At 70.3% G+C, this 19,019-nt stretch carries 19 protein-coding genes and 1 tRNA gene; 16 read left to right on the top strand and 4 right to left on the bottom strand.

Annotation, left to right across the window (positions count from 1 at the left end):
- The first annotated feature begins 166 nt into the window (after positions 1–166).
- The gene (locus tag ACIQRW_RS15470) at positions 167–2,911 is read left to right on the top strand and encodes a penicillin acylase family protein (RefSeq protein ID WP_403759696.1); all 2,745 of its coding nucleotides are present in this window, start codon (positions 167–169) and stop codon (positions 2,909–2,911) included.
- Between the two features lie 2 nt (positions 2,912–2,913).
- Here ACIQRW_RS15470 and ACIQRW_RS15475 read toward each other — a convergent pair whose 3' ends face one another.
- Positions 2,914–3,525, bottom strand: a complete 612-nt coding sequence (locus ACIQRW_RS15475; protein WP_403759699.1) for a 5-formyltetrahydrofolate cyclo-ligase — start codon at positions 3,523–3,525, stop codon at positions 2,914–2,916.
- Between the two features lie 93 nt (positions 3,526–3,618).
- On the opposite strand from ACIQRW_RS15475, the gene galU reads away from it, so the two are divergent.
- The 13 genes from galU to ACIQRW_RS15540 all read left to right on the top strand — a co-directional run bounded on the left by galU (position 3,619) and on the right by ACIQRW_RS15540 (position 13,812).
- Positions 3,619–4,521 (top strand): UTP--glucose-1-phosphate uridylyltransferase GalU, encoded by a 903-nt coding sequence (gene galU, locus ACIQRW_RS15480; protein WP_371624005.1) that lies wholly within the window; start codon positions 3,619–3,621, stop codon positions 4,519–4,521.
- A 4-nt stretch (positions 4,522–4,525) separates the two neighbouring features.
- Complete coding sequence (gene glp / locus ACIQRW_RS15485; protein WP_403759702.1) at positions 4,526–5,836, top strand: gephyrin-like molybdotransferase Glp; 1,311 nt, start codon at positions 4,526–4,528, stop codon at positions 5,834–5,836.
- A gap of 101 nt (positions 5,837–5,937) precedes the next feature.
- A complete protein-coding gene (moaC, locus tag ACIQRW_RS15490) occupies positions 5,938–6,438 on the top strand; it encodes a cyclic pyranopterin monophosphate synthase MoaC (RefSeq protein WP_215107583.1) in 501 nt (166 codons plus the stop codon).
- Positions 6,439–6,629: 191 nt separating this feature from the next.
- Complete coding sequence (locus ACIQRW_RS15495) at positions 6,630–7,073, top strand: molybdenum cofactor biosynthesis protein B (protein ID WP_403760291.1); 444 nt, start codon at positions 6,630–6,632, stop codon at positions 7,071–7,073.
- 17 nt (positions 7,074–7,090) lie between these two features.
- A complete protein-coding gene (locus ACIQRW_RS15500) occupies positions 7,091–7,714 on the top strand; it encodes a GNAT family N-acetyltransferase (protein ID WP_403759706.1) in 624 nt (207 codons plus the stop codon).
- A 162-nt stretch (positions 7,715–7,876) separates the two neighbouring features.
- Entirely contained in the window at positions 7,877–9,103 is a 1,227-nt protein-coding gene (glpR, locus tag ACIQRW_RS15505; RefSeq protein ID WP_403759709.1) for a gephyrin-like molybdotransferase receptor GlpR, read from the top strand.
- A 98-nt stretch (positions 9,104–9,201) separates the two neighbouring features.
- Positions 9,202–9,275 (top strand) — tRNA-Ala (locus ACIQRW_RS15510).
- 339 nt (positions 9,276–9,614) lie between these two features.
- Positions 9,615–10,016, top strand: coding sequence for a WXG100 family type VII secretion target (locus ACIQRW_RS15515; RefSeq protein ID WP_403759712.1), 402 nt, complete (start codon positions 9,615–9,617; stop codon positions 10,014–10,016).
- Between the two features lie 15 nt (positions 10,017–10,031).
- Positions 10,032–10,334: a WXG100 family type VII secretion target gene (locus ACIQRW_RS15520; RefSeq protein WP_403759715.1), complete on the top strand. Its 303-nt coding sequence runs from the start codon at positions 10,032–10,034 to the stop codon at positions 10,332–10,334.
- Positions 10,335–10,441: 107 nt separating this feature from the next.
- Positions 10,442–12,070: an RNase A-like domain-containing protein gene (locus ACIQRW_RS15525; protein WP_403759718.1), complete on the top strand. Its 1,629-nt coding sequence runs from the start codon at positions 10,442–10,444 to the stop codon at positions 12,068–12,070.
- Positions 12,071–12,103: 33 nt separating this feature from the next.
- Positions 12,104–12,775 (top strand): hypothetical protein, encoded by a 672-nt coding sequence (locus ACIQRW_RS15530; protein WP_403759721.1) that lies wholly within the window; start codon positions 12,104–12,106, stop codon positions 12,773–12,775.
- A 29-nt stretch (positions 12,776–12,804) separates the two neighbouring features.
- A complete protein-coding gene (locus ACIQRW_RS15535) occupies positions 12,805–13,110 on the top strand; it encodes an RNase A-like domain-containing protein (protein WP_403759724.1) in 306 nt (101 codons plus the stop codon).
- A gap of 12 nt (positions 13,111–13,122) precedes the next feature.
- On the top strand, positions 13,123–13,812 hold the full coding sequence (locus ACIQRW_RS15540) for a contact-dependent growth inhibition system immunity protein (protein WP_403759727.1): 690 nt from the start codon (positions 13,123–13,125) through the stop codon (positions 13,810–13,812).
- 55 nt (positions 13,813–13,867) lie between these two features.
- Here the strand turns inward: ACIQRW_RS15540 and ACIQRW_RS15545 are convergent, their stop codons facing one another.
- Together ACIQRW_RS15545 and ACIQRW_RS15550 are read right to left on the bottom strand one after the other, a co-directional pair.
- Positions 13,868–14,314 (bottom strand): hypothetical protein, encoded by a 447-nt coding sequence (locus ACIQRW_RS15545; RefSeq protein WP_403759730.1) that lies wholly within the window; start codon positions 14,312–14,314, stop codon positions 13,868–13,870.
- A 7-nt stretch (positions 14,315–14,321) separates the two neighbouring features.
- On the bottom strand, positions 14,322–14,603 hold the full coding sequence (locus ACIQRW_RS15550; RefSeq protein WP_403759733.1) for a hypothetical protein: 282 nt from the start codon (positions 14,601–14,603) through the stop codon (positions 14,322–14,324).
- Positions 14,604–14,929: 326 nt separating this feature from the next.
- Between ACIQRW_RS15550 and ACIQRW_RS15555 the strand changes: the two genes are divergently transcribed.
- Complete coding sequence (locus tag ACIQRW_RS15555; RefSeq protein WP_403759735.1) at positions 14,930–16,150, top strand: S1 family peptidase; 1,221 nt, start codon at positions 14,930–14,932, stop codon at positions 16,148–16,150.
- Between the two features lie 57 nt (positions 16,151–16,207).
- Here the strand turns inward: ACIQRW_RS15555 and ACIQRW_RS15560 are convergent, their stop codons facing one another.
- Positions 16,208–17,326, bottom strand: a complete 1,119-nt coding sequence (locus tag ACIQRW_RS15560) for a multiprotein-bridging factor 1 family protein (protein ID WP_403759738.1) — start codon at positions 17,324–17,326, stop codon at positions 16,208–16,210.
- A gap of 139 nt (positions 17,327–17,465) precedes the next feature.
- Here ACIQRW_RS15560 and ACIQRW_RS15565 point away from each other — a divergent pair, with 139 nt between their 5' ends.
- Complete coding sequence (locus ACIQRW_RS15565; protein ID WP_403760294.1) at positions 17,466–19,010, top strand: sigma-70 family RNA polymerase sigma factor; 1,545 nt, start codon at positions 17,466–17,468, stop codon at positions 19,008–19,010.
- The last annotated feature ends 9 nt before the right edge of the window (positions 19,011–19,019 follow it).

Here is a 19,019-nt window from a genome sequence, read left to right on the forward strand (position 1 = left end):
TACTTCGTTACCTTACCTAATCTTTAACGATTCCTTGACGGGTTCGAGTGTTCGTACGAGGGAGACGCAAATGGATGCATCCCTATACCGCGTCCGAGTGGCTTCTCCGCTGCGCCTATGGTTGCTCCTGCACTCCCAGGACCACCCTGCCCCTCGAAGGACAGCGATGCCCGCCAACACAACCGCCTCTTCCGGCCCTTCCGACGCGAAGAAGCCCGGCAGGAAGAAGGGGCGACGCGCCCGCCTGCTCGTGCTCGTCCTGGTGCTGGCGCTCGTCGCGGGTGTCGGATACGGGGCGTACTGGTCCGTATCCACCGTGCGGGCCTCGTACCCACAGACCACCGGGTCGATGACTCTCGACGGCCTTTCCGGCGACGTCGAGGTCAAACGTGACTCCTACGGAATCCCCCAGATCTACGCGGACTCCGACGCCGACCTCTTCCGCGCCCAGGGCTTCGTCCAGGCCCAGGACCGCTTCTGGGAGATGGACGTCCGGCGGCACATGACGTCCGGCCGGCTCTCCGAGATGTTCGGTTCCGGACAGGTGGAGACCGATTCCTTCCTGCGGACGCTCGGCTGGCGGAAGGTGGCGCAGAAGGAGTACGACGAGGTCCTGGACGAGAGCACCAAGAAGAACCTCCAGTCGTACGCGGAGGGCGTCAACGCGTATCTGAAGGGCAAGGAAGGCCGGGACATCTCGGTCGAGTACGCGGCTCTGGGGCTGACCAACGACTACAAGCCCGGCGAGTGGACCCCGGTCGACTCGGTGGCCTGGCTGAAGGCGATGGCCTGGGACCTGCGCGGCAACATGCAGGACGAGATCGACCGTTCGCTGCTGACCAGCCGCCTCGACAAGGACCAGATCGAGGACCTGTACCCCGGCTACCCGTACAAGCAGAACACGCCGATCGTCGAGAACGGCGCGATCTCCCCGGTCACCGGGGAGTTCAACCCCGAGGCGACCCCGTCGGACACCATCGGATCGTCGACCGCCGAGGGCGCCACCGAGGGCCTGAACACGCAGATGGCCGCCCTCTCGGACACCCTCGACGAGATCCCGGCGCTGCTCGGCCCGAACGGCAACGGCATCGGCTCGAACTCCTGGGTCGTCGACGGCAAGCACACGACGTCCGGCAAGGCGCTGCTCGCGAACGACCCGCATCTCGCGCCGATGCTGCCCTCCCTCTGGTACCAGATGGGCCTGCACTGCCGGGAGCTCTCCAAGACCTGCCAGTACGACACGGCCGGCTACACCTTCTCCGGCATGCCCGGTGTGATCATCGGTCACAACCAGGACATCGCCTGGGGCCTCACCAACCTGGGCGCCGACGTCACCGACCTCTTCCTGGAGAAGGTCTCCGGCGACGGCTACCTGTACGACGGCGAGACCAAGTCCTTCAAGACCCGCGAGGAGACCATCAAGGTCGCCGGCGGCAGGGACCGGACGATCACCGTCCGCGAGACGAACAACGGCCCCCTGGTCTCCGACCGCAGCAAGGAGCTGGACAAGGTCGGCCAGAAGGCCCCCGTCAGCAACGCGGCCCCGGACCGGGCCGACGGCTACGCGGTGGCGCTGAAGTGGACCGCGCTGGAGCCCGGCAAGTCCATGGACGCCGTCTTCGCGCTCAACCGGGCCAAGGACTTCACCACCTTCCGGAAGGCCGCCGAGAACTTCGAGGTCCCCTCGCAGAACCTCATCTACGCCGACACCGACGGCAACATCGGCTACCAGGCCCCCGGCAAGATCCCGGTCCGCTCCAAGGGCTACGACGGCACGGCGCCCGCGCCTGGCTGGGACCCGAAGTACGCGTGGGAGGGGTACATCCCCTTCGAGGAGCTGCCGTACGAGTACAACCCGGACCGCGGCTTCATCGTCACCGCCAACCAGGCCGTCATCGACGAGAGCAAGTACCCCCACCTCCTGACCAAGGACTGGGGCTACGGCGCCCGCAGCCAGCGGATCAACGACCTCCTGACCCAGAAGATCAAGGGTGGCGAGAAGGTCTCGACCGATGACATGCAGAAGATGCAGATGGACAACTTCAGCGAGATCGCCGCGCTGCTGGTGCCCGAGCTGAAGAAGATCAACATCTCCGACCCGAGCGTCCGCGAGGCCCAGAAGCTGCTGGAGGGCTGGGACTACACCCAGGAGCCCGACTCGGCCGCCGCCGCGTACTTCAACGGCGTCTGGCGCAACATCCTGAAACTCGCCTTCGGCAACAAGCTGCCCAAGGAGATGCGGGTCGAGGGCGACTGCCTCAACGTGCCGCCGGCCAAGAACAGCGGCCCGGCCGACCAGCAGAAGAAGCTCATCCGCGAGTGCGGCCAGCGCGACGGCGACACCGCGCAGCCGGACGGCGGCGACCGCTGGTTCCAGGTGGTCCGCGAGATCGTGGACGACCAGGACAACGAGTGGTGGAAGGCCCCCGCCCGGGGCCGCGAGGACGCCCTGGAGAGCCGGGACGACCTGTTCGCCCGGGCGATGGAGGACGCCCGCTGGGAGCTGACCTCCAAGCTCGGCAAGAACATCTCCACCTGGAGCTGGGGCCGCCTGCACCGGCTGACGCTGAAGAACCAGACCCTCGGCACCGAAGGCCCCGGCCTGCTCCAGCGGGCGCTCAACCGCGGCCCCTGGAACCTCGGCGGCGGCGAGGCGGCGGTCAACGCCACCGGCTGGAACGCGGCGAGCGGCTACGAGGTCGTCTGGGTGCCGTCGATGCGGATGGTCGTCAACGTGGGGGACTGGGACAAGTCCCGCTGGATCAACCTCAGCGGAGCATCCGGGCACGCGTTCAGCGCGCACTACACCGATCAGACCGACAAGTGGGTCGACGGTGAACTGCTCGACTGGTCCTTCGGGGCGGACGCGGTCGACGCGTCCACCGTCGACACGCTGACGCTGAAACCGTAGGTCTATCGAGGGTTCACGAAGCGCCGCGCTCCGGCCGGCGTGACCACCGCGTCCACGGGGTGGTCGTGCGGTTCCGAGGGGACCCGCGCGACCACCTCGTCGTCGTACAGGAGCACGACGAGCGAAGGGTGCGCCCCGGCCGCCGTCAGCCGGGCCAGCACCCGGTCGTAGCTGCCGCCGCCCCGTCCCAGCCGCATCCCGGCCCCGTCCACCGCCAGGCCCGGCAGCAGCACCGCCTCGGCTTCCAGGACGGCGGCGGGGCCCAGGCGCGGGCCGTCCGGCTCAAGGAGCCCCCGCCCGGCCGGGAGCAGGTGCTCCGGGCCCTCGTAGGTCGCCCAGTCCAGGTCGTTGTCGGCCAGGAGGACCGGTAGCAGCACCCGGACGCCACGCCCGCGCAGCGCTTCCAGGAGGGCCCGAGTGCCCGGTTCACCCCCCACGGAGACGTACGCGGCGACCGTACGGGCGTCGGCCAGTTCGGGCAGGCCCAGGGCCGCCTCGGCAAGAACCTCGGCCGTCCGGACGGCGTCCTCCTTCGTCAGGAGGGCCCGCGCGGCGAGCAGTTCGCGCCGCAGGGAGCTCTTCGCGGACGGCTTTCCGGACTTGTCGGTGTTCAATGGTGACTCGCACGATTCTCGTATGGGCATATTTAAGGACGAAGTTAACCGGAATATCAGCTTCCGGCCGTGTGCAGCCGCTAAGGTCTGCACATGACTCAGTCGCACCCCAGGATCAGCAAGGCCGTCATCCCGGCAGCAGGTCTCGGCACCCGGTTCCTGCCCGCCACGAAGGCCACTCCCAAAGAGATGCTGCCTGTCGTCGACAAGCCGGCCATTCAGTATGTCGTCGAAGAAGCCGTGGCAGCGGGCCTCTCCGACGTGCTGATGATCACCGGCCGCAACAAGCGTCCCCTTGAGGACCACTTCGACCGCAACTACGAGCTGGAGTCCGCGCTCACCCGCAAGGGCGACGCCGAACGCCTCGCCAAGGTCCAGGAGTCCAGCGACCTGGCCACCATGCACTACGTGCGACAGGGCGACCCCCGGGGCCTCGGGCACGCCGTGCTGTGCGCCGCCCCGCACGTGGGCGACCAGCCCTTCGCGGTGCTCCTCGGCGACGACCTGATCGACCCGCGCGACGCGCTGCTGGCCCGGATGGTCGAGGTCCAGGAGCGTGAGGGCGGCAGCGTCATCGCGCTGATGGAGGTCGATCCCTCGCAGGTCCACCTGTACGGCTGCGCCGCCGCGGACGCCACCGTCGACGGCGACGTGGTCCGCATCACCGACCTGGTCGAGAAGCCGGACCCGGCCGACGCCCCCAGCAACCTCGCCATCATCGGCCGGTACGTCCTGGACCCCGCGGTCTTCGACATACTGCGACACACCGAGCCGGGCCGCGGCGGCGAGATCCAGCTCACCGACGCGCTCCAGCTGCTCGCCGCGGACGAGAAGATCGGCGGCCCCGTGCACGGCGTCGTCTTCAAGGGCCGCCGCTATGACACCGGCGACCGCAGCGACTATCTGCGCGCCATTGTCAGACTGGCGTGCGAACGTGAAGACCTGGGGCCGGACTTCCGGACCTGGCTGCGCAAGTACGTCGCTGAGGAGATGTAACCCCGTGAGCAGCACGATCTGGTCGGTGGACGAGCACCTGGACGACATCCTCGCGGCGGTGAGGCCACTGGAGCCCATCGAGCTGCAGCTGCCGGACGCCCAGGGCTGCGTCCTCGTCAAGGACGTCGTCGTGGAGGTGGCCCTGCCGCCGTTCGACAACAGCTCCATGGACGGTTACGCGGTCCGGATCGCCGATGTCGAGGGCGCCAGCGAGGAGTTCCCCGCGGTCCTCACCGTCATCGGCGACGTCGCCGCGGGCAGTGCGGGGCTCGCCGACGACCAGGTCGTGGGACCGGGACAGGCCGCCCGCATCATGACGGGCGCGCCGCTGCCCGCCGGTGCGGAGGCCGTGGTCCCGGTGGAGTGGACCGACGGCGGTACGGGCGAGGGCCCGGCCGCCGCCATGCGCGCCCACAGCGCCGCGCCCGAGGACGCCACCGGCGAGGTCAGGGTGCACCGGCCCGTCGTGGCCGGCGCCCATGTGCGCGAGCGCGGCAGCGACGTCAAGCCGGGCGATCTGGCCCTGGCCGCCGGGTCGGTCGTCGGCCCGCCGCAGATCGGGCTGCTCGCCGCGATCGGCTGCGGCACCGTGGTCGTACGGCCCCGCCCCCGCGTGGTCGTCCTGTCCACCGGCAGCGAACTGGTCCAGCCCGGGGAGCAGCTGACCGGCGGCCAGATCTACGACTCCAACAGCTTCGCGCTGACGGCCGCCGCCCGGGACGCCGGAGCCATCGCCTACCGGGTCGGCGCGGTGACCGACGACGCCGAGACACTGCGCGCCACGATCGAGGACCAGCTGATCCGCGCGGACATCGTCGTCACCACGGGCGGTGTCAGCGTCGGCGCGTACGACGTGGTCAAGGAGGCGCTGTCCTCCGTCGGGGACGAGGACGAGCCGGGCGGCGGGGTCGAGTTCCGCAAGCTCGCCATGCAGCCCGGCAAGCCGCAGGGCTTCGGCTCGATCGGCCCGGACCACACCCCGCTGCTGGCCCTGCCGGGCAACCCGGTCTCCGCCTATGTCTCCTTCGAGTTGTTCGTCCGCCCCGCCATCCGTGCCCTGATGGGCCTCACCGACGTGCACCGCCCGACGGCCCGTGCCCGGCTGAGCGCCGACAAGGCGCTCACGTCGCCGGACGGCCGCCGCCAGTTCCTGCGCGGCCGTCACGACGCCGAGGCGGGGACGGTCACTCCGGTCGGCGGTTCCGGTTCGCATCTGATCGCCGCGCTCGCGCAGGCGGACGTGCTGATCGTGGTACCGGAGGACGTCACCTCGGTCGAGCCCGGCACGGAGACGGACGTGATCCTGCTCGGCTGACCGCCCCCCGGTGGCGGTACGGTATCTGCCGCCGTGCCTTCCGGGGGATCCCCTCCGGTGCCCCCAGGTCCACCGGCGCCCCTACCGCTAGGCGGAGTGAGTTGAGTACGCAGAACAGGCTGACGCACATCGACGAGGCGGGCGCGGCCCGCATGGTCGACGTGTCGGAGAAGGACGTCACCACCCGCGTCGCCCGCGCCGCCGGCCGGGTGCTCGTCTCGCCGCGCGTGATCGAGCTGCTGCGCGGCGAGGGAGTACCCAAGGGCGACGCCCTCGCCACCGCCCGGATCGCCGGGATCATGGGGGCCAAGCGCACCCCGGACCTGATCCCGCTCTGCCATCCGCTGGCCGTTTCCGGCGTGAAGGTCGATCTGAGCGTGGCCGACGACGCCGTGGAGATCACGGCCACCGTGAAGACGACGGACCGCACGGGCGTCGAGATGGAGGCCCTCACCGCGGTCTCGGTGGCGGCCCTCACGGTGATCGACATGATCAAGGCCGTCGACAAGAGCGCGGTCATCACCGACGTACGGGTCGAGGCGAAGTCGGGCGGCAAGTCCGGCGACTACCGGCGCACCGCGCCGGAGGGACCGGACGCGTGACGCCGCCCGAGCCCGGAGCCCCCGGCCACGAGCAGCGGACGCCCGGGTCGGGAGCCCCCGGCCACGAGCAGCGGACGATCGCACCGGGCGTCCCCGGCCACGGGCAGAGGACGGCCGAGCCCACCGGCGTCGAGCCGACCTCCCCGCTCACCGCGCTCGTCGTCACCGCCTCCAACCGGGCATCCGCCGGGGTGTACGCGGACCGGGGCGGCCCGCTGATCGCCGCAGCGCTGACCGGCCTCGGCTTCACGGTCGACGGCCCGCAGGTCGTCCCCGACGGCGACCCGGTCGAGGCGGCCCTGCGCGCGGGCGTCGCCGCCGGGTACGACGTGATCGTCACCACCGGCGGTACGGGCATCTCGCCCACCGACGCCACGCCCGAGGCCACCCGTCGCGTCCTCGACCACGAGATCCCCGGCATCCCGGAGGCGATCCGGGCCGAGGGCCTGACCAAGGTCCCGACCGCCGCCCTCTCCCGGGGTCTCGCGGGTGTGGCCTCCCGCACCCTGATCGTCAACCTCCCCGGCTCCACCGGAGGGGTGAAGGACGGGCTGGCGGTCCTCGGCCGGCTCCTGGTGCACGCCGTCGACCAGCTCCGCGGCGGCGACCACCCCCGACCGGGGAGCCCGAGCTGAACATCGCGACCTGGCCGGTGACGCTGACCGACGGCGAGATCGTCCTGCGCCCCATAAAGATGCGTGACCAGCGGATGTGGCGCGAGGTCAACCGGCGCAACCGTGACTGGCTGCGCCCCTGGGAGGCGACGGTCCCGCCGCCCGCACCCGGCGGTCCGATGGCGCAGCGTCCCACGTACCGGCAGATGGTCCGCCACCTGCGCGCCGAGGCGAACGCGGGGCGGATGCTGCCGTTCGCCATCGAGTACGAGGGCCGGCTGGTCGGCCAGCTCACGGTCGCGGGGATCACCTGGGGCTCGATGTGTTCCGGGCACGTCGGTTACTGGGTCGATCAGAGCGTCGCCGGGCGCGGAGTCATGCCGACGGCCGTGGCCCTCGCCGTGGACCACTGCTTCCGCGCCGTGGGCCTGCACCGCATCGAGGTCTGCATTCGCCCGGAGAACGGTCCCAGCCGCAGGGTCGTGGAGAAACTCGGATTCCGTTCGGAGGGCGTGCGCCCGCGCTATCTCCACATCGACGGCGCCTGGCGTGACCATCTGATCTTCGCCCTCACCGCCGAGGAAGTGCCCGAGGGGATGCTCCGGCGCTGGCGCCGGTCGCGCCCCGCGACGCCGAGGGGCCCGGACCGACCGACGAAATAAAATAAGTGTTCGAATTTGATCGCCCGGCGACCGCATTGGGTCGGGCTATCGGCGGCTGTTGATCCGAACAATCACAAAAAAAGTCCGTGATATCAGCCGGATCGTGCGACACACCGGGCCAATTGGCGGATCCTTCCGCGCAAACCCCTCTACGGTGTGAGCGTGAGCAGCAGCGGCCTCATCTACGCAGTCATCGTCGGGGCCTGGGCCGCCTACTTGGTACCGATGTGGCTCCGCAGGCAGGACGAGCTCAACGAAGCCCGTCCGACGGAACGCTTCAGCACCGCCATCCGGCTGCTGTCCGGACGGGCGGCGATGGAGCGCCGGTATGCCAAGGAGCTGCGGGAGCGCACCGCCGAGGAGGCGACGCCCGACGTCGACCCGGACCGGGAAACGGATCGTATGGAATCCGTGGACGTCCGGGCCTTTGCCGCGCCTCCGGCGCACACGGAAGCCAGGCTGACCGACCCGGCGCACGCTCCCGAGCGCGCCCCGGACCACCAGGCCTCCGACCGCCCGGCGCACGACCGTCAGGCGCACGACCGACGGGCGGCGCATCAGCCGTCGGACCGTCAGGCGCACGAGCGCCGGTCCGGCGAACGCCCCGCGGAACACGTGCCCCCCGCCCGACGCCGCCCCCGCTCCGGCGCGGCCGACGCCGAGCGGGCCCGGCGCGCCCAGCGCTCCCAGGTCCTGGCCCGGCGCAGGCGGACCACTGTCGTCCTCTTCCTGGCCTTCACCCTCGGAGCGGTCGTCGCGGCGGTCGGCGGCCTCGGCTTCCTGTGGGCGCCCGCCGCGCCCGCCGTGCTGCTGAGCACGTACATCGTGCATCTGCGCGCCCAGGAGCGCCGACGGTTCGCCTTCACCATGGACCGCCGCCGGGCCGAGGTCGCGGCACAGCGGCTGCGCGAGAACCGCCCCCGCAGGCACCAGCCCACGGCGCCCGCCCCCGCCGAGCCCGACGACGACTCCGAGGCCCACCACCGGGAGCCGGAGCCGACGCCCACGGTCTCCCCGCAGGAGGCCGGCCGCCGCGCCCTCGTCGAGCAGACGGACCACGCGGAGTGGGTGGACCAGCAGCGCGAGCGCGGCCGTGTCCAGGGCGACAGCTGGGAGCCCGTTCCCGTACCACTGCCCACCTATGTCACCGCGCCCGTCGCCCCCCGGGCCACGGGCGGCGTGGAGGTCAACGACCCGGAGACCTGGAGCGCGGCCCGCTCCAGCACCGCCGAGCCCACCCAGACGGGCACGTCGCACCCGACGGCCCCCGCGGTCGACCCGGCCCCGCGTCAGCGCACGAACCAGGCCCGCCGCAACCGCGACCGGGGCCGGACGCCGCTCTTCGACCAGTACGACGACGAGGACCGGCCGCGTGCGGCCAACGAGTGAGGCGGCGGGTGGAGCTCGGAAATCCCGACACCGCTGACCAGCGGAGGAACGGATTTCCAAGCACCCCCGCAGGGGTGCTAGAGTTTCACACGTCGCAAGGGCCTGTGGCGCAGTCTGGTAGCGCACCTCGTTCGCATCGAGGGGGTCTGGGGTTCAAATCCCCACAGGTCCACAAGACAAGCCGTTCACGGTTCATCCCGGAGCGGTTCAGGAGATCCCGGTCAGACGGTCACCGTCTGACCGGGATCTCCTCGTTTTGGCTTCTCCTCGTGTGGAGGTCGGTCTGGAAGCGCGGCGGCCCGGGGCGGAATGGGCCGGGGCCGGGATGCGGGCGTGCCTCGTCGCCGCAGACGTGAGGCGACAGGCTTCAGCTGTCCGTTGCCACGGCTTTCGTATGCGTGCGGGCGTCCGGAGCCGCCGCGGCCGCGCACCGAGGCGCAATTGCTAGGGTGTCGCGTGCAACGGAAGTGGCGGCGGGGGCTGTTGACCACCATGAACCCGGGGGCTATCCATGAGCGGTGAAGGCGGACAGAGCAGACTGCGGGTCAAAGGTGATCGGCTGACCGCTCTCGCCAACGACCTCGATGCGATGCAGACGCATCTGGACAAGCAGGTCAAGCGCATGGATGCCGTTGTCGACAGCATCGAGGCGGGCTGGCAAGGGCCCGCAGCCAAGGCGTATCGGGCCCTGCATCGGGGTGCCGCCGAGGACGCCGTACGCATCCGTATGGTCCTTCAGCGCCTTGAACAGGGCGTGAGGCTGAGCCGGGACGGGTTCACGGAGCAGGAGCTCGACGTCATGGAGCAGCTGCGGCAGATCCAGACCGAGACGGACGTGCGGGCCGAGGCCGCGGAGCTCTCGACTCCGAATCAGGCCCCCGCGGCGCCGCGGAGCAGCCTCGACGATCTGTGAGCATGGGGGAGAAGGATGGCGGACGACGATCACATAACGGTCGACTTCGCGACGCTGCGGAGTCTGTCCGGCGAGCTTGAGGACATCCTGAAGAACCTCAACGAGCAACTGGACCTCTTGTACGGCCGGGCGGAGAAGGTTGTTCTCACCTGGGAGGGCGAGGCCCGCGAGGCCTTTGTCGACGAACTCGACAAGTGGGACCACTCCGCTCGGGATCTGCGGGCGGCACAGAAGTGGCTGCACGAGGTCGTCACCAAGGGGCACGTGAACTACGCGGCGGCACACCAGGCGGTGCTGCGGGGCTGGGGCGTCGGCTGATGGCGGGACCTGGCTCCGGCTCGCAGCCGGGCGCGCAGGGGCCTGGGCAGAACGGCACCATCGACGTCAAACCGGCGGACCTGTTTCGGGTCTCGAGCGGTGTGGCGATGCAGCAGACCCCCATGGACAGAGGCGCCAAGGACCTCCTGGACAAGCTGAGGCAGTATCCGGACGCCGGCGGCTACGGCACAGCCCCCCAGGCCTTCGCGGCCTCCTACGTGAAGGTGGGCAACCGTTTTCTCGAGGTGTGGGCGAGGAGCGTCGTCAGCATCGGAGGTGCTGCGGTCGGCTTCACCTCGACGGCCAACAACTACGCCAAGGCCGAAGCGGCCAACGACCCCACGGGCCGGACGAAGGCGGTCACCCAACCCCTCCCGCAGGTCATCGAGAACGAGCCCGGCTACGGCTCCGTGCCGAACCTGAAGTGGGGGGACGACGACGGCGGCGACGGCTGGATCCGTTCGCTGCTCGAATGGGTGCCGGGGCCGATCCGTGACGTACTGCGGCCCGTCGTGAAGCACGCCTTCCGGATGGGCAAGGTCGCCGAGGTCTACCCGTACCCACAGCAGCACTATCTCAACTCGCTCTCCAAGGCATGGATGGCGATGACCATGACGCTCTCCATGACCGAGAGCGCACTGACGGGCAATGTCAGCAGCATCACGCAACAGAGCAACAGCGAATGGCACGATGCCATGCGTCAGTTCTGCAGCTCGCTGTGGGGTACGACGGCGTGGGGCACGGGCACTGCGGGCTACCAGTGGAAGCACGACTCGGCCTCCTCGCCCACCGCCACGCATCCGGTGATGACGGTGTTGTTCGACACCGCCCAGAAGGTCAGCGATCTGCTGTACCAGTTCGCCGAGGCGGCCGTGTACGTCAACGGCGAGGTCTGGGACGTTTACTGGGACGCCGTCAAGGACGCCGTACCCAAGGTCGAGGTGGACCTCAAGGACGGCGTCGGCATGGACGACGTCAAGGGGCTCGTCAAGGGCCTGGCGAAGGGGGCCGTCAAGGGCGCCGCCCAGATCGGTGCGGGCATCGTCCTCAACATCGACACCGCGAAACTGAACGCGATCGTCACCGAATACAACTCCCGCGTCAACGCACTGGTGCCGAGGCTGGACGCACTGATGGCTCCACTGGACGAGGCGCACCGGAGCGCGCCCTCGTTCCACGCGGAGGAGGCGCGGGCCGAGTCGTTCGGTGCGAGGGCAATGAACGAATTCAAGAACGAGCACCAATACATGGTTCCGGGCGAGGATCCGAAAGATCATTTCTTTCCGCTCGACCTCGCGAGTCAGGAAGGCATCGGGAACAGCCATGGTGTGGACAAGCACATCGGGCTCACCGACGACCAGCTGACCCAGCGACTGCGCGACCAGAACAACGCCCCGTCCGCTTCGGCGTACAAGGATCTCGCATCCGCGCAGCGGTACACCCAGGCGGCGCTCGACGACATCGACAACGCGGACCGGATCGAGAGGTGGATCGAGCGGGTGCAGCAGCGGGAAAGGAACAACCCCGCGTGGGACCCGAACAACTCCAAGATATCCCCGCCGCTGACCCTCACCTTCCCGGACGCCACCGGGCGCACCGTCGAGCGTGCCGACTATGATGCGCACGGAATGGGGGCGACCGCGAGCGAGGTGCGCTCCGCGCAGGTCGCCCTGAAGTACCAGAAGGGCATGGACCCCCCTTTCGTGGTGATCACGTCATACCCCGTGTCCCCCTGAGACCCCCGGAACTTTCATGGAGATGATCGCGACGTGATCTCGCACACCGGTACCCTCTTCAACGACGGGCCGGTCAGACGTGTGCTCGAGACCGCACTGCGCGCCCAGCGATCGCAGGGCGCCCTCGACCTGAACGACGAGCTCAGGCGCTTCGTTCGCACCATGTGCGCTGCCGACACGTCGCGCTGGCTGTTTCCCGTCGCGTCCGTCGCCGCCCTGCTCGACCACACGGCCGACCTGTTGCGGTCGGAGGGCCCGGCGTTCTTCCCCCGTACGTTTACCGAACGGTTGGGTGAGGCGCGAAACGGCGTTCCGGGAGACGACTATCTGCACGGGCTGGCCGGTCTGATGAGGGCGGCCGACCAGCAGCCGGATGCCGGATTCGCCGATCTGCCCCTGGCGGACTGGGAGGCGACAGCGCGCTTTCCGGAGCTTCGCGGTTTCGGCGCCAACTGGATCTATGACGGCGAGTACCCCTCGCTGTCCGATTCGATCGCGGCTTTCGTCGAAGCGGAGCATCCCTTCTGCAGCGAGACGTTCTCCCGCCTGGTAGCCGATGCCCAATCGGTACTCGTGATCTTTCCGCGGTCCGATGCGCTGTCCGCCAATGTGACGCGTTGGATTCCCTGGGTTTCGCACGACGCGCTACGAGAGATCATCCGGAGAATCGACGACCATATGCGGACCGAGCATTCCGGTTCCTGAATGACGCACAGCCCACAGGAAGTCTTCGCATGACCGTAAGGACTCGCTCGGCCACCTATCCCGACCGGGAAACCGCCCAATGGGCGACCCAGCAGGTGGTGACCGGCAACGAGCAGAAGATTCACCGCTGGCTCGCGCAGGGCACCCGCGCGCGTCTCGTCATCGAGGCCGCCTGGCCCTCCCGTGAGGTTCCTGTCGGCCGCGTCCTGCTCCAGGCGATGATGCTCGCCGGGCGGGAGCCCGTCGAGGTGCGCGCGGCACGGGTCGTCCTCAAGCGTGAGCCGGCCAGCCCGCACGGCTTCGTCGTGCTCACCTCCGTCCCGATCTATCTGTAGAGGTCCAACGCCGTGTCCATGAAGCCGCCCGAATTCGACCGTCGCTATGGCGAATTGGACCTGGTGCTCAGGGCGTACACCGGCATGTCGGCCGACGACGAGCCGGACAGGCCGAGCGAAGCCCTCCAGGCCTACCTCCGCCACACCTGGCACACCCGCCCCGAGGCCTTGGCCACGGCCGAACGCCAGATCCGCACGTACGCCCGCAACCCACCGGGCCGCCTGCGCCTGAGCCTCGGTGAGTTCTACCCCGTGCCGGATGTCGGCCTGGCCGGGTCGGCGATCCAGGACTGGTTGTTCGTCGTCGCGGACCATCTGAAGCGGTCGATCGAGGAAGGCGAGGTCCCGCCCCCGGCGAGCCCCCGCACGCACTGGGAGTGGCATGCCCGCTTTCCCGAGCTCGGCCAGTTCCTCGGCGGTTGGTTCTCGCAGGACATGCCGGACGAGTTCCCGGACCACGACGCGGCCGTGCGCGACTACACCGCCGCCACGGACCCGCAGCTGGTTGCCCGCCTCGCGGGCGAGGTCCGCGAGCTTCTCGCCCTCGGCCTCGAAGAGTCCGACTACGCCCTCGCGACGGCCGAGCTGGGGATGGAGGTCGATCCTCCCCGACCGTACTCATCGAGTGGCTGGCTGGCCTGCCTCGCGGACGGTCTGGGCGGATTCAGGGCGGACTACGGGGCCGGTCCCGCTGGTGACTGACGGCACGGCCCCCGCCCCGGGGCGCGCCCAGGTCGTGTCCGGAGTCGGCCGAGGCCTACCGCTCGCCCCGGGACAAGTCCGCCAGCAGGAGCAGATGCTCCGGCGCCACCCCGGCGATCGCGGCGGCGTCGTTCTGGCCCGCCATGCGGGAGGTGATGAAGAACGCGACGACGTCGATTCCGGGCGGCGGATTCAGGACGAACTCCGCGAGCAGAGCGGACTTTCCGGCCCAGGCGGGGGTCAGCCAACGCCAGTAGTTCTTTTCGGACACGCCTGGGGAACGCGCCTCCGTACCGAAAGACGCCAGCTCCGAAAGCTCGGCTTCACGTCCCCGGAAGTCGGCTGCGGCCATCCTTTCGACCTGGAGCAGATAACCCGACACGGCGGTGCGGGGGGCATGCAGGTTCACATCGCCCGTGACCGCGCCGGTGTTCACGAACACCACGCCGCCCTCCGCTGAGGCGTCGCCCGTCCCCTTCACTCCGATCCTGGCGTCGGCCACCGCGCCGCTACCCCTGCCGGAAGCCGGTGTTCGCGCTGCCCCCGTCGACCTCCGCGTCGCCGCCGCCCCGGGACGTCGCCCTTCCGGTCGCCGAGACCTGCACGTCGGGGCCCCGGGGCGGGCCGAGCGCTCCGTACACGCCGACTCCCAGGGCGGCCACGCCCACCACGGCGGAGACCACTCCGGCCACCTGGTCGGCCCGGTCCCAGCTGAGGAAGGACAGCACTCCGGCGAGCACGGCGACCGCCAGCCCCGTCCACATCAGTACGGCTTGTCGGCCAGTGTTCACGGTGGAGTCCCCCTCATTCGGAAGGTAACTCCACTGCTGGTCCATGGTGTTCGGGCGGGGCTCGGCTACGGCCACATTTTTCGGCGCAAAGGTCTGCACCTGGGCTTTCCGTCGATCTCTCTACAGTTCTCGGCCAGTTCTGTAGAAAAGAGCCCCATCTCCGCTTCTTGTCGCGGCAGTTCCGGCTGAGCCAGAGTTCGGGGCGCGGCGACAGGAACATGTCATCGCCGCCGGGCAGTGTCCATGGAACACATCGTGCTTCCCCAGGCGCGGTGTGGCCACCCCCCCATTGTCTGGACGCTCGCCTGCGTAGCGGAAGGAATCGCGTGAAGCACAGCAGGAAGAAGAACGCGCGCAGATACATCGTGGCCGCCTCGATCGGCGCCCTTCTGTCGGCCGGAGTCGCCACAGGGGCCTACGCCGGGGCGCCGACGGAGCCCTCGGCTCCCTCGGCTCCGGCGTACCAGCCGGAGATGGTGAAGGCGCTCGCCACCACCCTGGGTATCAGCGAGAAGGCCGCAGTGCGGCGGCTGGACCGCGAGGCCGACCAGCAGGATCGGTTCGCGGAGCTGCGGAAGGACCGGGTCGACACGCTCGGGGCCTTCTTCGCCAAGGACGGTTCGCTGATCGTCAACGCCGCCGACGCCGAAGCGGCGAAGGACGTCCGGGCCGCGGGGCTCAAGGCCCGCGTCCCCGAGCGCGGCGAGAGCGAGCTCGACCGGATCAAGGCGCAACTCGACGCCAAGGCGCTCAAGAGCGCCCCGGCCGGGGTCTCCGCGTGGTCCGTCGACCTCGCTTCGGACACCGTGACCGTCGAGGTCAACGGCGACTCCGACGCCGCGACCCGCAGCTTCCTCAAGGCAGCGAAGAGCAACGGCGACGCCGTACGCGTCGTGAAGGGCCAGGAGAAGCTGGAGACCCAGGCCGTCGTTCCGCCCGGCAGCCGGATGACCTTCAACGGCTACCTGTGCTCCGTCGGTTACGGCGCCAAGGACCGCAATGGCAGGCAGGTGCTCGTGACCGCCGGGCACTGCATCGAGGACCTGCCGGCACTGGCCTACAACGGCACCCGGTTCGCCAAGGGCACCCACACCCGGTTCGCGCTGGGCACCCGCAGTGTCGACATGGGTATCGCGGCCGTCGACGCCGGCCACTCGATCGGCCTCGACGTCACCACGTACGGCCGAGCCGGCACCGTCCCGGTCAAGGGCAGCAAGCGGGCCCCCTCCGGCGCGGCGCTCTGCAAGTCCGGTCAGACCACCCAGTGGACCTGCGGCAAGGTCGGCTCGTACAACGTCAGCGTCACCTACACCGACCAGAACGGCGGTCCGGACACCGTCGTGACCGGCCTGGCGAGCTCCAGCGTCTGCACCCAGGGAGGGGACAGCGGAGGCGCGTACATCTCCGGTGACCAGGCCCAGGGCATGACGTCCGGCGGTCCCAGCAACCAGCGCTGCAACGGCCAGGTCAACTCGCCCGGCTCCTCCTACTTCCAGCCGCTCGACGACGCCCTCGCCTACTACGGGCTGACACTCAACACCAAGTAACCGCACCACAGACTCAGACCGGCCAAGGCCACCCCCCGAACGCGGGAGGCCGTCCACTCATCCTGGGCGGTCTCCCGTTCCATCTGTTCCCGTCCCGTAGTCCCACGCCACCCCGTGGACGCCGGGCTTGCACCGGGAGGTGAGGACGTGGACGTCGTGCGATTCGCTCAGCGGGATGCGCCGCCGGGCGCGGGGCGGGGCGCCGACCTTCTCCCGGACGTAGCGGTGGCAGTCCGACGGCAGGGCGCCGGGGTGGAAGAAGACCTGTTGGAGGTACTCGTGGAGGTTCGTCCGCGACCAGCGCTCGTAGTGGGTGGCAGGCGTCTCGGACGGGCTCACCTCGACCGCGTAACTCACCACCGTGGTGTCCAGTTTGGCCAGCTCCCGGCCGAAGTGGATCTCCAGCACCAGGGATTTGAGCCCCTTCAGATACGTTGCCTCGGCGAGGCGTCCGCAGCTGACCCTGATGTCGACCGGCTCGGCCGCCTCGTCGTCGAAGCTGAGCACGAAGATCGCCCGGTCGGCCCCCGCCCGGCTGGCCCGCAGCACGTTCGTGGTGGAGATCGCGCTCAGTGTGCCGCTCTCTCCCATCCTCACGATGTCGTGGACCATCAGGGAGCTGGTCTCCTGGTTGAAGTGGCGGAAGCGCGCACCGAGCGCCTTCTCGACCACCGAGTCCTCCCCGAGGATCTGGAGCGCCGCACCCTCCGCGCCGGGCGGGGTGATCCGACCGCGCGGGCGGCGCGGTCCGAGCAGCGAGCGGAGGGCTCCGGCGGGCAGTTCCAGGATCTCCTCCAGCACCTCCACCGCGCGCAGGGACCGGGCCCGTTCGGGCTGGCTGCGGCCGCGCTGCCAGCTGCTGAGGGTGGCCTGGCTGATGGTGATGCCGCGCACCCTGAGCCGTTCGCTCACCCGCTCCAGGGACAGCCCGCGGCGGTTCAGCGCCTCCCGCAGCGCCCCGGGGAAGGTGTCGGCGCCGGTCGCCGCCGCGTGCAGGGCCGAGGTCGTGATGGCCTCGCCCGTCCGCGCCGCGGTGGCGTGTGCCTCGGTGACCTGCGCCTCGGTGACCTGCGCTTCGGCGACCCGCGCTTCGGTGGTGTCCGGACCGGTGGAGCCGCTCGCTCCGCCGCCCGTGACCTCCGGCAGCGTGACGTCGGTGTCCGTATCGCTCGACATGTCCCTCCCGTTCCCGGCACTCTCTCGGCGGGACGGCCTACGGGCCCCCGCATACTGGTTGACCACCGGGCGGGGGACGGATAACAAAACCCTCAGGGGTGACCTGTCCCACATCCCGGTGGCGAACCGAACGAAGGGCGTGAACGGCGTGGACAGCACCGCTCTGGTCATCGCGGCGAGGAACGGCGACCGGGCCGCCGGGGAACGGCTGGCCGCCCAGTACCTCCCGCTGGTCTACAACGTCGTCGGGCGCGCGCTCAACGGCCATCCGGACGTGGACGACGTGGTGCAGGAGACCATGCTCCGGGCGCTGTCCGGACTGCCCTCGCTGCGCGATCCGGCCCGCTTCCGGTCCTGGCTCGTCGCCATCGCCATGAACCAGGTCCGCACCCGCTGGTCCGGTCTCGGCCACCGCCCGGCCCCGCTGGAGGCGACCGATGAGCCGGCCGACCCCGCCGCCGACTTCGTCGACCTGACGATCCTGCGCCTCGAACTCTCCGGCCAGCGGCGCGAGACGGCCGAGGCCACCCGCTGGCTGGACGGATCCGAGCGCGACGTGCTGTCCCTGTGGTGGCTGGAGACGACCGGCGACCTCACCCGGCCCGAACTCGCCGAGGCGCTCGGGCTCTCCCCGCAGCACGCCGCCGTACGCGTCCAGCGGGTGAAGAACCAGCTCGACGTCGGCCGCGCGGTCGTCCGGGCCCTGGCCTCCGACCCCCGCTGCCCGGCCCTGGAGGACCTGCTGGGCGACTGGGACGGTACGCCGACGCCGCTGTGGCGCAAGCGGATCGCCCGCCATGTACGCGGCTGCGCCTCGTGCTCCGACGGCAGTGCGGGGCTGGTTCCGCCGGAGGGCCTGCTCTCCGGGCTCGCCCTGGTGGTGCCGCTCTACGACAGCGGGCAGCAGGCGGCGGTGGCCTTCGCCTCATCGGCGGCCCCGGCCGCCGCGTCCGCAACCGCCCCGGCCGCCTCCGCCGCCTCCGCACCGCTCGCCTCCGCCCCCTCCACCTCCGCCGCGTTCGCGGCCGGGAAGGCGGCGGGGCTCATAGCCGGCGCGGCCGCCGTGACCGCCCTCGCCGTACTGATCTGGCCCTCCGCCCCCGCCCCGCCCGCATCACGGGGCGGGGGCGTCACATACAGTCCCTCGCCCCCACCCCCGCCGCCCGCGGCCGCCGCCGCCGAGCCGCTTCCGGCACCCTCCACGGCCTCGCCCTCGCCGACGCCCAGCCGCACCGCCGCCTCCCGGCCGCCCACCGTCGCCCCGTCGCCCTCCGCCCCGCCCGCGCGCCCCGAGCCGCGCCCCCGCCCGGAAGCAGGCGTGGTCACCCGGGTCAACACCCTGCGAGCCGCGAACGGCTGCCCGGAGCTGGAGACCGACCCCCGGCTGACCGAGGTGGCCCAGCGGCACTCCGCGGACATGGCCGCGCACAACTACTTCGACCACACGGACTCCTCGGGCCGGGGCGCGGGCGACCGGGTCGACGCCACGGGCTACGACTGGTCCGCCGTCGGGGAGACCATCGCGACCGGCATGAGCGATCCGGCCGCGGTCGTCGAGGAGTGGCGCGACAGCCCGGGCCGCGACGACGACATCTTCAACTGCGACTTCGTCCACGTGGGCGTGGGCATCGCCGACTCCCCGCGCGGCCCCTACTGGACCCAGGTGTTGGCCACCCCGCGCTGAGCGGCCCCC

Source organism: Streptomyces sp. NPDC091287 (assembly GCF_044768525.1).
In the GTDB taxonomy this organism is placed as follows: domain Bacteria; phylum Actinomycetota; class Actinomycetes; order Streptomycetales; family Streptomycetaceae; genus Streptomyces.

What these genes read in the sequence shown, in the direction of transcription:
- ACIQRW_RS15470 (WP_403759696.1), top strand. Translation starts at nt 167, where the DNA reads ATGCCCGCCAACACAACCGCCTCTTCCGGCCCTTCCGACGCGAAGAAG.
- ACIQRW_RS15525 (WP_403759718.1), top strand. Translation starts at nt 10,442, where the DNA reads ATGCAGCAGACCCCCATGGACAGAGGCGCCAAGGACCTCCTGGACAAG.
- ACIQRW_RS15515 (WP_403759712.1), top strand. Translation starts at nt 9,615, where the DNA reads ATGAGCGGTGAAGGCGGACAGAGCAGACTGCGGGTCAAAGGTGATCGG.
- ACIQRW_RS15560 (WP_403759738.1), bottom strand. Translation starts at nt 17,326, where the DNA reads ATGTCGAGCGATACGGACACCGACGTCACGCTGCCGGAGGTCACGGGC.
- galU (WP_371624005.1), top strand. Translation starts at nt 3,619, where the DNA reads ATGACTCAGTCGCACCCCAGGATCAGCAAGGCCGTCATCCCGGCAGCA.
- ACIQRW_RS15535 (WP_403759724.1), top strand. Translation starts at nt 12,805, where the DNA reads ATGACCGTAAGGACTCGCTCGGCCACCTATCCCGACCGGGAAACCGCC.
- ACIQRW_RS15520 (WP_403759715.1), top strand. Translation starts at nt 10,032, where the DNA reads ATGGCGGACGACGATCACATAACGGTCGACTTCGCGACGCTGCGGAGT.